This window comes from Comamonas sp. GW821-FHT11H03 (genome assembly GCF_058807955.1).
The window spans coordinates 1-12641 of record NZ_JBXARF010000005.1 but is presented as its reverse complement, the minus strand read 5'-3'; the positions used below and the strand labels follow the sequence as shown (position 1 = coordinate 12641).

The following is a 12641-nucleotide window of genomic DNA, read 5'->3' as shown; positions in this document are numbered from 1 at the left end:
TGAAATCCGAGGTGAAGGCGTCAAAGGCACCTGCTCTTTGGTTTGCGAGGGCAGCTGGCGAGGCAGGTTGCGCTTGATTGAGGTGCCGCACGCAAGCGGCTGGAGGATCTCATTTCAGCGCAGCAAATTCGTTTCTGAGCGCCTTGGTGTTGCGCTGATAGGCGCGCGGCGGCAGACCGCACCAGCGCTTGAAGGCGCGGGCAAAAACACGCTCTGACTCGTAGCCGCAATCCTCGGCGATCTGGGCCAGCGGCAAACCCGATTCCAGTTGCTGGGCGGCATGTGCCATGCGCTGCTGCTGCAGATAGGCCATGGGCGATTCTCCAACCAGCATCTTGAATTTTTCGGCAAAGAGTGAGCGCGACATGGCCGCCTCCCTGGCCAGGGCCTGCAAGGTCCAGCCATGGCTGGGGCGGCCGTGGATGGCGGCCATGGCCCTGGCAATCTGCACATCGGCCAGGCCGCGCACCCAGCCTTGAGCGTGCTGCTGCTGTGCGGCGAAATGGTTGCTGAGCACATGGATCAGGACCAACTCACCCAGGCGCGCGGCTGCCAAGCGCCAGCCGGCGCGTCGCGCCAGCGAGTCCTCAATCAGAGTCTGCAGCATGCTGCCCAGCATGGCCGGTGGTGCGGCCTGCGCCGCAGGGATGTGCAGCAGCGGCGGCAGCAGAGTCAATATGGTGTGCCGGCAGTAGGCCGATATCCAGAGCAGCACCGAATCGATGCAGGTCTGGGCCCCGCCTCCGCCATGCTCGAACGTCAGAGGATTCTCGTCCTTCGGCCCCTGGGCAAAGCGCTCGATCATGCGTGCGAACGGAACCGGAGCCAGCGCGAGGTCCGACGCAATTACGTGCGGACTGCCCAGCGGCAGCACCACCAGATCGCCAGGCAAGACCTGCAGCGGTGACTGGCCCTGTACTTGCAGCCAATACGGCTGCCCCTGGGCAACGCGGATCATGGTCCCCGGCACTCCCTCGGACGCCAGCGCCCAAGGCTCACCCAATGAAAAGCTGGCCGTCACCGCGCGCTCGGCTCGGCAGATGGCCAGCACGTCGCTTAAATGGTCGCTGCTTTGTTTCATGGAAGATTCCGGACGATTTGTGTCATTTTATGGATGCTTTGCGCTTCACGTGACAGGCGGCCTTGTCGACACTGGCTGGCACCGTAAGCGGGCTGCCAGCGCAGCCCGGAACGCGCAAACCATACCCATATCAAGGAGCAAACATGTCCAAGACACGATTGAAAATAGGCATTGTGGGCGGCGGCATTGGTGGCCTGGCCGCCGCCAACGCGCTGCACCGCAACGGACACGAGGTGACGGTGTTCGAGCAGAGCCGGCAATACCTGCGCGTGGGGGCCGACATCAATCTGACGCCCAATGCAGTACGCGCGCTAGACGGACTGGGCGACGGCATTGCGGCTGCCGTGCGGGCTTCGGCTGCCCGCCCAACGCACCGTATCAGCCGCACCTGGGACAACGGCGAGGAAACATCGCGCCTGACCATGGGCGATGAGGCCGAGCGTCAATACGGTGCGCCCCAACTCACTATCCATCGCGCAGACCTGCTGGCTGCGCTGGCCGACGCCTTTCCCCATGAGCAGGTGAAGTTCGCCAAACGCGTCAACCGGATTGTGCAAGCCGATGCCGATGTTGCCGTGGAATTTTCCGACGGTGCGCGAGTCGATGGACTGGATGCGCTGATAGGCTCGGACGGAATTCATTCGGTGGTGCGCACATCACTGTTTGGCGCAGAGAGCCCGCGCTTTACCGGTGTGGTGGCGTTTCGCACCGTGGTTCCCACCGAGCGCGTGCACCATGTTCCCGATATCGGTGCCTTCACCAAATGGTGGGGACCGACTCCGGACAGCCAGATCGTGACCTTTCCGCTCAATCAGGGCCGCGACACCTTTATCTTCGCCACCACGGCGCAGGAGTCCTGGCATGAGGAATCCTGGACCACCGAGGGCAGCGTGGCCGAACTGCGCAGCTTTTATGCTGGCTTTCATCCACATGCCCGAGCCTTGCTGGATGCGTGTGACAGCGTGCTCAAGACGGCTTTATATGAGCGCGACCCGCTGCCGCACTGGTCGCAGGGGCGAGTGTCGCTGCTCGGAGATGCCAGCCATCCCATGATGCCGTTCATGGCCCAGGGTGCCGGCATGGCGATCGAGGACGCCGTAGTACTGGCCCGCAATCTTGATGCAGTGCAGGATGCCGAAGACGTTGCGCAAGCCTTGCAGAACTACGAGGCCATGCGCAAGCAGCGCACCAGTCAGATCCAGATCGGCTCGCGGGGCAATAACTGGCTGCGTGCCGGAGGCAATGCCGACTGGGTCTATGGCTATGACGCGTGGCAAGTTGCTTTGACGGCCTAACCTGCTGCCTGTTCCATCTGAGCGGCAGCACACCCCGGCAGTGTTGCCCTGCGCTGCGCCACTGAGGCCGATGGTTCTGCCTTGAGCGGGCATCGTGGCGCTGTCGGCATCTGGCGCAAAGCATGGTGCATGGCTGGCAGGAGCCCATGCGCTGCTTGGCCCATTGCATGGGGCCTGCCTCCATCCATGAGCAAGAAGGCAGGAGTCTGCGAGAGTGCATCTCTGCCATGGCGGATCCGGATCTCGCCAAGCGCTACAGACTTTCGAGACCTATCCGAGGACGGTGACGAGCGACCTCGGAAGCCAGGCGAGAAAGTGTGGGCCTGTGACACCCGGCCACGGCTTTGGAGGTTGCCGGCTCCAGCCCTCATTCTCAAAATGGCGCATCAACGGGCGAAGCACATGTAATGTGCGGATGACCCCGCCTGCAGCACGCGGAAATTCGTGCGTCTGTCTATATGTGTTGCAACAGCATCCAGGCGGCTATCCAACGCAGGGCCTCAGGAACTACTCCAGACCTGCTTCATCCTCGCCGCACAAAGCGCCTGCTCTCTCGCAATGTGCACGCAAGCGCATCAGCGCGTTGTACATGGCATTGCGCTCATCTTCAGGCAATGCCCGAATGGCAGCAGCCTGGCTGGCACGCGCCAAGGGCATGACCTGCGCATGCAGGGCCTCGCCCTGTTCGGTGACCTGACAAAAAATCTTTTTGCGCGGCGTATTGCCTTCACCCTGCAGATCCACCAGGCCTTTGGCCTGCAGCCGCTTGAGAGCGCGACTCACCAAGGCTTTGTCCGAGGTGGACTGAATGACCAGATCCGAGAAGGCCAGCCGTCCGGCGTGGGCAATCAAGGCCAGCAAGCGCCACTCCGAGACCGTCAGATCGTGTTTCTCGGCGTAGGGAACGGTAATGGTGCGCCGCAGAGCATTGCCCACCTGGCTCATCAATGTGGTGATGAAGTCGTCCACCGTCAGCCCATCACCTTGCGCGTTCAAGTGCGACCAGGGCGTTTCACTCGTTTTCTTGTTCATGCGCCATTGTTTCATCTGAATTAACAAAATCCAATGTCAATAGTGAAAACAGCAATTTGATCAATCAACTATAGGCGTATAACTCCATTAATTGTTTCTTTTGCGATCCATTGATTCACTATTGAAACATCAGAGGTTGCATATGAGATTTATACCCACGGCCCAAGGAGAGGCGACCATGTCAGTTGATCGACGCCAGTTTTGCTTTACTGCTCTTGCCTGCGGCACGCTGCTTGCGCAGCCGGTGCTTGCCGAAGAAAGTTATCCCAGCAAGCCCATCACGGTGATCGTGTCCTACCCGCCAGGCGGGGATACCGATGCCATCGCCCGCCTCTTTGCCGACAAGCTCAGTCACAGACTCAAGCAGACCGTGCTGATTGACAACCGTCCAGGTGCTGGCGGTGCGATAGGCAACGGCATGGTGGGGCGTGCACGCTCCGATGGCTACACATTGCTGTTCACTCCCAACCCCTTCACCACCGCCCCCCTGGTCATGAAGCTATCGGGCGCTGCAGCCTACGACGTACTCAACGGCTACGAAGCCATCATCAACACCGCCACCCAGCCCCTGGTGCTGGTCACGAGCCCCAAGCTGGGCGTCAAAAACCTGCCCGAGCTGATTGCCAGAGCCAAGAGTGGGGCCACCGTCTCCTATGCCAGTCCGGGTGCCGGCTCGCCCATGCACATCGCTGGCGAATGGCTGAACAAGGCCGCTGGCGTCAAGTTGTCCCATGTTCCATACCGCGGTGTCGGCCCCTCGGTGACCGATGTCGTGGCGGGCCATGTCGATACTGCCTGGGTCACTTTCGGCCCTGTGCGCCAGTATCTGGACTCCGGCAAGCTGGTGGCGCTGGCCATCGGCGATACCAGGCGCTCATCGCTTGCACCTACCGTGCCGACATTGACCGAGCTGGGCTACAAGGATGTGGTGGTCAGCGCCTGGAACGGCTTCTTCGCGCCGAAAAAGACTCCGGCAGCGGTGATCAATCTGCTCAACGAGCACCTCAATGCCATTTTGCGAGAGCCCGAAGTCGTGGAAAAGCTCGCCGTCTTCGGAGCCCTGCCAGCCGGCGGCTCTCCCAAGGTGCTCAGCGATCTCAATCAGCGCGAGTACATGGTGATGGGCAAGGCCATCAAGGAACTCGGCATCGTGGCCGAGTGAAACCGATGAATCGCGCAGGCACAGGCCTGGGCGATTCGAACTGACCTCTACATGACTGACGTGGCACAAGCCCGTGGTCCGCAGTGACCCGGGTCTTCTTCCGCGAGGTACGGATATGACATCTGCTCTTTCATCTCGATCCACGCTGGGCATGGACACTCCACAGGTGACGGCCAAGGCAAAGGTACTTGGCCGGGCCATCTACGCAGGAGATCTCAAGCTCGCCGGCATGCTGCATGGCAAGGTTCTGCGCAGCCCTTATCCGCATGCGCGCATCACTCGCATAGACACCACCGAGGCGCGCGCGCTGCCTGGCGTCAAGGCGGTTCTGACCGGCGAGGATGCTCCCGCCAATCTTTGGGGGGCGCATCACAAGGAACGTGCCGTCCTGGCCAAAGGCGTGGTGCGTTATTGCGGCGAAGAGGTAGCCGCAGTGGCCGCTGTTTCCGATGAGATCGCACGCGACGCGCTGGATCTCATCCGGGTGGAGTACGAAGAACTACCCGCCATTCTGACGCCCGAGGAAGCCATGGATGAGGAAGCCTTCGGCATCCATCCAGGCCGCAACAATGTGGGCCACCATATCCAGTTCGAGCGCGGGGATGTGGATGCAGGCTTTGCCGCCGCGGATCTGATCCACGAAGCCACTTACACCACGCACTCTCAATACCCCGGCTATATGGAGCCCATGGCCACGGTGGCCTCGCTGGACCCCGATGGCCGGCTTGTGCTCTACACCTCAACCCAGGCAGTGAATCTGGTGCGCATGCAGGTGGCCATGACCCTCGGTCTGCCCATTTCCCGCGTGCGCGTGGTGCAGGCGGCGACCGGTGGCGGCTTCGGCGGCAAGATCGTAGAGGACGACAACCAGTTGCTTGCCAGCCTGCTGGCCTTGCATACCCAGCGTCCGGTGCGACTGGTCAACAACCGGCTGGAGGACTTCCAGGCCGCATGCGCCAGCGTGCCCGAGCGCATCACCCTCAAGCTAGGCATGCTCAAGGACGGCAGCATTGTCGCCAAGCAGGTTCGCATCATTGCCGAATGCGGTGCATATGCAGGCCTTGCCGGTGATGTGATGCACGTCAGTGCCATGCGCAGCGACAACATGCACTGCAATCCGAATGTGCGTTCGGAAGCGACGCTGTACTACACCAACAATCCGCCACGCGGTGCTTTCCGGGGCTTTGGCGGAACCCAGATGCAGTTTGCGCTCAACAGCCATATCCACACCATGGCGGAGAAACTGGGCCTGGACCCGGTGCAGGTTCACAAGATCAACGCGCTCAAGGCCGGTGATGTCTCGATTCACGGCTGGCATATCGGCAGCACCGGGCTTCGGGAATGCATAGATATGGCAACCGAGGCTATAGGCTGGACCCACAAACGCCAATGCGCCAAGGCCAGCGGCGTCAAGCGCCGCGGCGTGGGCATGGCAGCGGCCATGCATGTGAGCGGCAACCGAACCATCGGCAACTGGGATGGCTCGACATTGGTCATCAAGATCAATGAGGACGGTCGCGTCTTCCTCATCAGCGGTGAATGCGATATGGGCCAGGGGGCAAGCACCATGCTCAGCCAGATCGTGGCCCATGAACTGGACTTGCCTCTGGCCGATATTCATGTGCTTGTGCCCGACACCGATGTCGCGCCGGTGGCCGTAGGTACTCTGGCTTCACGCGTCACCATGTCGGGTGGCAATGCGGCCATCATCGCCGCGCGCAAGGCGCGGCAAGAGTTGCTGAGCCTGGCTGCCGAGCGCCTGAATGCCCCCTCAGACGCACTGACGCTGGAAGGCGGTGCTGTTTGTGTAAGTGCCGAGCCTGAACGCCGCGTCACCCTGGCCGATCTGGCGCGCCAGCATATCTGGCGCCACGGAGGAGGAGGCATTCAGGTCACCGGAACCTGGGACCCCAAGACCGTCATGCATGACGACAAGCTCTACGGCAATATTGCCGCTGCTTACTCCTACGCCGCCCAGGCCGTTGAAGTGGAGGTGGACATTGAAACCGGCCAGGTCAGCGTAATCGACAGTTACGTCGCCGACGACTGCGGCAAGGCACTCAACCCCCTTGCGATTCACGGTCAGACCAATGGTGCCACCGCTCAGGCCATCGGCTGGACGCTGTATGAGCAGTTGCACTACGAGAACGGGCGCTTGGCGAACGGCAATTTCGCGGACTACAACATGCCCACCGCCGATGCTGTGCCAATGTTGCGTGGCGGCCTCGTGGAATCCAACGACCCCAATGGTCCCTATGGCGCCAAGGGTGCCAGCGAAACCGCCATCCTGCCCGGCGCACCAGCCATTGCCAACGCTGTCTATGACGCCATTGGCGTGCGCATCACAGATCTGCCAATCACCCCGGAAAAAGTGCTGGCTGCATTGCGCGACAAGCAGCAACAAGGAACAAGCCATGCGTGAATTTGATTTTGCAGAGCCTCACTCCATCGAGGAAGCAAGCCAGCTGCTGGCTGAATACGGCGACGATGCACGCATCATTGCGGGCGGATCGGCGCTGATGCTGGCCATGCGCCAACGCATGCTCGCGCCCACGCACCTGATTTCAGTGGCGAAGCTGCCCAGACTGCATGGCATTGACTTTGATCAGCGCAAAGGTCTTCGTATCGGGGCCATGAGCCGCCATATCGACGTGGCTCGCTCCGAACTGGTGAACAAGCATGCACCGGTGCTTGCCCGGATGGCCGGCCAGGTGGCCAATCCGCAGGTGCGCAATCAGGGCACGATAGGCGGCAATCTTTGCTATGCGGACCCGTCCACGGACCCGCCCGGTTGTCTGATGGCCCTCGACGCCTCGGTCGTTCTGGGCAGCACACGCGGAGAACGCGTGCTGTCGATGGAAGAGTTCCTGGTCGACTACTACGCAACGGCCATGGAGCCCGATGAGGTACTCCTTGAAATTCGTGTTCCGCTGCAGGCTCCTGGCACCCAGGGGATCTATACGCGTTTCCTGCGCACAGCCGCGGAACACCGCCCACTGGCCAGCGTGGCTCTGGTCGTCCAGATGGACGGGCAAATATGCCATCAGGCACGCCTGGCCGTAGGTGCATCCACCCCCATTCCCGCAAGGCTGCACCGCGCGGAGGACTGCTTACGAGGCAAGACCGTGAATGCGCAGCTCGCTGCAGAGGTCGCAAGCATCGTGGCTGAGGACATCCAGCCGATCTCCGACCTGCGGGGCAGCAGCGAGTTCCGCCGAGAAATGGTGCGTACGGTAACCCGCCGCACGGTAGCCACGCTGTTTGGAATTGATATCAATGAAGGAGTTACCGCATGAGCACGCATCGCATCGAATGCCAGATCAACGGCGAATCGCATAGCGTTGAGGTTGTGGCGCGGCGGCTGTTATCGGACTTTTTGCGAGACGACCTGCATCTGACAGGCACCAAGCGAGGCTGCGAAACCGGTACTTGCGGCGCATGCTCGGTGCTGCTGGACGGCGAAGTCATCAAATCCTGTCTGATGCTGGCAGTACAGGTTCATGGACGCAGCATCACCACCATCGAAGGGCTGGCCGCTGGGGACAAGCTGCATCCACTGCAAAAGAACTTCATGCAATGCGGCGGACTGCAGTGCGGCTACTGCACGCCGGGTTTCATCATGGCCTCTTGCGACCTGCTCAAGAACACTCCGCAGCCCAGTTGCGAAGAAGTGCGCCACGGCCTCAGCGGCAATCTCTGCCGCTGCACCGGCTACACCCAAATCGTGGAATCGGTGCTGCATGCAGCACAGGAGATGCATCATGGAAATTGAAAAAACCCTGACCGTTTCGGCCCCTCCCCAGCAGGTCTGGGATCTGCTCCTCAATCCCCAGATCATGGCCGGCGCCGTGCCGGGGATGAAGTCCATCGATGTCATCAGTCCCACGGAATACGTGGCGGAGATGCACCAGAAGATTTCCTTCATCAGCGCCAGGTTCAAGCTCAAGACCAAGATCGTCGAGCAGAACGCTCCGGAATACATGCGCGTGGAAGGCACCGGCGAGGATGCCTCGGTGGCCAGTTCGCTCAAGCAGACCAGCGAAGTGTTTCTGACGCCCGCTGCCAACGGAGGCACGGATTTGCGCATCAAGGTCCAGGTGGATGTGCTGGGCCGCCTGGGCGCCTTTGGCCTGTCGGTCATGAAGACCAAGGCCGATCGTCTCTGGGAAGAGTTTGGCAGCAATCTGGCTGCTCGCATCGAAGCTGGTGGCTTGATCGTTGATGCCGCACCACCTTCATCCGCCGGCCCCTCGACAGCGCCCACCATGCCTTCATTGGCCAAGCCAGCTGTCGCGAGCCCCGAGATCAAGCCTGCCCCTGCGTCGAGAGTCTGTTCTAGCGCAGTGCCGCAGGGTCGGATGGAAGCAGCCATCACAGCCTCCACGCAGGACACATACAGCGAAGCCGGCTGGTGGGCCCGTATCTTCGGAGGTGCCCGCAATGCACGCAGGGCCGGCCAGGTCATACGCGTAGAAGTGCGTCAGATGGACAAGACGATCTGTGTCGAGTGGCCTTCAACAGCTGCGTCTGAATGCCGGGAATGGCTCCAGTCTCTGCACAAGTAAGCACTGTTTTTGCACCGACCAAGAAGGAGGCTCACGACTCAACAGCTCAATCACATCAAGCCACGCCTGCAAAAAATACTGAACGAAATTAAAAATTGGAGACATTCATGCTGAAGAAGCTAGCGAGCGCCATTGCGCTTCTGGGGGTGGGAGGGTTGGCACATGCACAATCGTCCGTACAGATTTACGGCATCATGGATACGGCTGTCGAAACCATGAACAACGTGGGCGCAACCAAGTCCAACCTCACACGCATGCCCAATCTGACGGGCAGCGTTCCCTCCCGCCTGGGCTTTCGCGGCCGCGAGGATCTGGGAGGCGGATTGAGCGCATCCTTCACGCTGGAGATGGGTATCGGCCCCGACAGCGGAGCTCTCAACCAGGGCGGTCGCGGTTTCGGCCGCCAGTCCTTCGTAAGCCTCAATGGCCCCTGGGGATCGCTGGGGCTGGGCCGTCAGTACACCATGCTGTTCTGGTCCGTACTCGACGCTGACGTGATCGGTCCGAGCCTGCACAGCATGGCCAGTCTGGACAACTACTTTCCCAATGCACGTGCCGACAATGCGATCTCCTACAAAGGTACGTTTTCGGGCCTAACCGTTGGCGCGACCTATAGCTTCGGCCGCGATGCCGTCAATGCGGGCCCCAGCCCCGGCGGTACCAACTGCGCAGGTGAAAGCAGCACCGACGCCAAGACCTGCCGCGAGTGGTCGGCCATGCTCAAGTACGACACCACGACATGGGGGGCGGCGCTGGCGCATGACGAACTGCGCGGCGGCCCCGGTGCTTTCGCGGGACTGACCAGCAGCGACAAGGTCGACAAGCGCACCATGCTCAACGGCTATGTGAAGCTTGGTGGCGCAAAGATTGGTGGTGGCTATATGCGTCGCAAGAATGACGGCTATATCGCATCGCCGCGCAACGACCTGTGGTTTGTGGGCCTGACCTACCCCCTTGGTCAATGGACCGTGGACGCCCAGTACAACCAGCTCAAGTACAAGGACAACGCGGACAAGGGTCAGCTGCTGGTACTGCGCGGTACCTACAACCTGTCCAAGCGCACTGCGGCCTATGCATCGCTGGGCTATATGAAAAACAGCGGCAATGCTGCCTTTGGAGCAAGTAGCGCTCAAGCTGGTGGAACACCGCTGCCTGGCGTCAACCAGACTGGCTTTGGCATAGGCTTGCGCCATACGTTCTAAAACCGGTGCCGATACTGCGGGTGCGGGTAGCCTGGTGACCTGCACCCGCTTTTCAAAAGAGGCGACAGTCCCCCATGCGGGGCTCGTTCACCAAGATAGATGGGACATGCCTACCTGCCTAAAGGACAGTCCAGGTCGGCACGAGAAGAAGCTGACAACAATGTCACCTCGCTGTCCCGCTTCTGTTGGGGTCGGATTTCTAAGATCCACACATCTCCTCCTTACCTTTCTCAAGGCCAGGGAGATTGTGTTTCACCGACTTTCTTAGGAGCTACCACCATGTCTCAACGTCCTCTGTCCATCGCGTCCGTATTGGCAAGCGCAGCAGCAGTAGCTGTACTGGCCATGCCGGGGATAGCTTCGGCAGCCTACGAACACCCAGCCAATAACGAGCAAGGTGTGACTATTCATCCGGAACATTTCGTGAGCCAGAAGACACGTGCTCAAGTCAGGGCCGAAACTGCAGAGGCGATGAAAAACGGCCACCTGTCGTATGGAGAAAGCAACTTTCCCAACTTTGCACCCCCTGCAGGTCCCGGTAAAACACGCGAAGAAGTGATTAACGAATTCCTGCGCGAATCTCCAGCAGCGCGGGAAGCTCGTTTGCAGTCCATCGCTCGCTGAGGCCCATAGAGGCCTTCTTGGGGAGCCGGTCTTCCTTGACCAGCATTGCGCAATGCGATGACCGGCTGCGTGACCTGACCACCGGCAGCAACTGCCCCATTGCTGCCTGTCGAGTTGCGATGATCAATGCTTGAAATGCCGGCATCACCCAGTCCAAGTAAGCGATTGGTGCGTGATAAGCCTGAACCACTGACGGCGCCCGAAACCTGGTTGGTGCGACTTCGACGAGGTGCGGGAGTTCGCTACGCAGTGGATGCGGCGCTGCAACCATGAACGTCCAAAAATGGCATGGGGCGGCATTACCCCCAAAACAGCGGCTGGCCATGGCCGCATAGCTCTACTTCTCAGAACTGCGAAATTCGGGGGATTACCGTCTGCTACTAGGGACGATACATGCGGAACTTCTGCTCATCGCCAATCGAGAAATAGTCTGCCGGGCCCCCCGCGCGCAGTATCACCCCGGAATTGGCCGTGTCGAACACACCGTCCTTGAGAAGCCGATGATCGATGTAGACCTTCACCACCTCCCCAAGCACGAGCCAAGACGGAATTGACTCGTGGCTAGCGGCACGCAACTGATGGATGTCGGTCAATCGGCATTCGAAGGTCACCGGGCTCTGAGCGACTCTGGGCACCCGTATCAACTCCGAATCCACGGCTTCCAGCCCTGCCAGCTCGAACTCATCCACCTCTGGACGGACGGCAGCACAAGTCTGGTTCATGGCATCGGCTAGCTCACGCGTGGCCAGATTCCACGCGAACTCGCCAGTCTCCTGGATATTACGCACCGTGTCTTTCCAGCCGATGCTGGAAAATCCGATGATGGGAGGGACGTAGTTGAAGGCGTTAAAGAAGCTGTAGGGTGCCAGATTGACATGCCCACTCGCGCTCCTGCTCGAAATCCATCCGATCGGTCGCGGGCCGACGATGGCGTTGAAGGGATCATGCGGTAGTCCGTGCCCTTTGCGGGGCTCATAGGTGTGCGCGTCAGTTTTCATCGCTGGTTGTTCTAGCGTCTGGCCTGTCGGGAAGTGCCCAACTGCATTCATGGGCGATAGTGCAAGTCTAACGGCGCGCTGGAGGAGATCGGGCTGCTGGTGGCTCCGAGGTCTAACCCGTCGCTATAGCCGACTCGCACTGGTAAGGTGCTGGCGCCTCAGCACAAACGATGAGCGCCTGATTTTGCGTTTAAAAGCCGTCCCTTTGAATCGGGAGACCAGCCCCTACCCCGAGCAAGTAGCCGCTCCTGGGCGGCATATGATCAATTCTGGCCGAACGACTGGTCTTGGATGCTGAGCAGCTACCTGCCCCCGTACCTGCAGAAGGAACGGTTTGAAAGGCGATGGCCACACGGTAAGCAAGTCTTGACCGCTGGCAACCAACCAAGCATGTATTCATGCAGCAACTCCTGCTTTGCAGAGATTGTTGCTGCTGATGGCTGCATCGTGACCGATCGGTCACAGCTACATAGCGGTCATCTGAGATCCAAGGCTGGTGACTGCTCAACGGCAGGTTTCAGGTGAGCAGCCGACAGTGAGCATCAGTGGATCCTAGTGACTTTGCTGGAAGTCCGCACTGCGGCTCATGAACAGGCGTTACCGCCGGCGGATTCAACCGGTCGATGCAACACATGCGCTGAACATCTCAGCAGGGCTATGGAAGCCGAGCGTCTTGCGCGGC

11 protein-coding genes are annotated in these 12641 nt (G+C 60.3%); 8 read left to right on the top strand and 3 right to left on the bottom strand.

Annotated features, from left to right (window positions below; genetic code table 11):
* Positions 1-109 precede the first annotated feature (109 nt).
* A complete protein-coding gene (locus AC1RTQ_RS12525; RefSeq protein WP_492876155.1) occupies positions 110-1081 on the bottom strand; it encodes an AraC family transcriptional regulator in 972 nt (323 codons plus the stop codon).
* 143 nt (positions 1082-1224) lie between these two features.
* Between AC1RTQ_RS12525 and AC1RTQ_RS12520 the strand changes: the two genes are divergently transcribed.
* Positions 1225-2376: an FAD-dependent monooxygenase gene (locus AC1RTQ_RS12520; protein WP_492876154.1), complete on the top strand. Its 1152-nt coding sequence runs from the start codon at positions 1225-1227 to the stop codon at positions 2374-2376.
* A 507-nt stretch (positions 2377-2883) separates the two neighbouring features.
* On the opposite strand, the gene AC1RTQ_RS12515 is transcribed toward AC1RTQ_RS12520, so the two are convergent.
* Positions 2884-3408, bottom strand: a complete 525-nt coding sequence (locus tag AC1RTQ_RS12515) for a MarR family winged helix-turn-helix transcriptional regulator (protein WP_409812759.1) — start codon at positions 3406-3408, stop codon at positions 2884-2886.
* A 178-nt stretch (positions 3409-3586) separates the two neighbouring features.
* On the opposite strand from AC1RTQ_RS12515, the gene AC1RTQ_RS12510 reads away from it, so the two are divergent.
* The 7 genes from AC1RTQ_RS12510 (at position 3587) to AC1RTQ_RS12480 (ending at position 10961) form a co-directional block, all read left to right on the top strand.
* A complete protein-coding gene (locus tag AC1RTQ_RS12510) occupies positions 3587-4570 on the top strand; it encodes a Bug family tripartite tricarboxylate transporter substrate binding protein (RefSeq protein ID WP_302091510.1) in 984 nt (327 codons plus the stop codon).
* 115 nt (positions 4571-4685) lie between these two features.
* Positions 4686-6992, top strand: a complete 2307-nt coding sequence (locus AC1RTQ_RS12505) for a xanthine dehydrogenase family protein molybdopterin-binding subunit (protein ID WP_492876151.1) — start codon at positions 4686-4688, stop codon at positions 6990-6992.
* Positions 6985-7866 carry an FAD binding domain-containing protein gene (locus AC1RTQ_RS12500; protein WP_492876149.1) on the top strand — a complete coding sequence of 294 codons (882 nt, stop codon included), beginning with the start codon at positions 6985-6987 and terminating at the stop codon, positions 7864-7866. Before AC1RTQ_RS12505 ends, AC1RTQ_RS12500 begins: the two co-directional genes overlap by 8 nt.
* Positions 7863-8342, top strand: a complete 480-nt coding sequence (locus AC1RTQ_RS12495) for a (2Fe-2S)-binding protein (protein WP_492876147.1) — start codon at positions 7863-7865, stop codon at positions 8340-8342. Before AC1RTQ_RS12500 ends, AC1RTQ_RS12495 begins: the two co-directional genes overlap by 4 nt.
* Complete coding sequence (locus AC1RTQ_RS12490; RefSeq protein WP_492876145.1) at positions 8332-9135, top strand: SRPBCC family protein; 804 nt, start codon at positions 8332-8334, stop codon at positions 9133-9135. Before AC1RTQ_RS12495 ends, AC1RTQ_RS12490 begins: the two co-directional genes overlap by 11 nt.
* Positions 9136-9242: 107 nt before the next feature.
* Entirely contained in the window at positions 9243-10337 is a 1095-nt protein-coding gene (locus AC1RTQ_RS12485) for a porin (protein ID WP_492876143.1), read from the top strand.
* Positions 10338-10616: 279 nt separating this feature from the next.
* Positions 10617-10961 carry a DUF4148 domain-containing protein gene (locus AC1RTQ_RS12480; protein WP_492876140.1) on the top strand — a complete coding sequence of 115 codons (345 nt, stop codon included), beginning with the start codon at positions 10617-10619 and terminating at the stop codon, positions 10959-10961.
* A gap of 380 nt (positions 10962-11341) precedes the next feature.
* Here the strand turns inward: AC1RTQ_RS12480 and AC1RTQ_RS12475 are convergent, their stop codons facing one another.
* On the bottom strand, positions 11342-11959 hold the full coding sequence (locus tag AC1RTQ_RS12475; protein WP_492876138.1) for a flavin reductase family protein: 618 nt from the start codon (positions 11957-11959) through the stop codon (positions 11342-11344).
* Positions 11960-12641 lie beyond the last annotated feature (682 nt).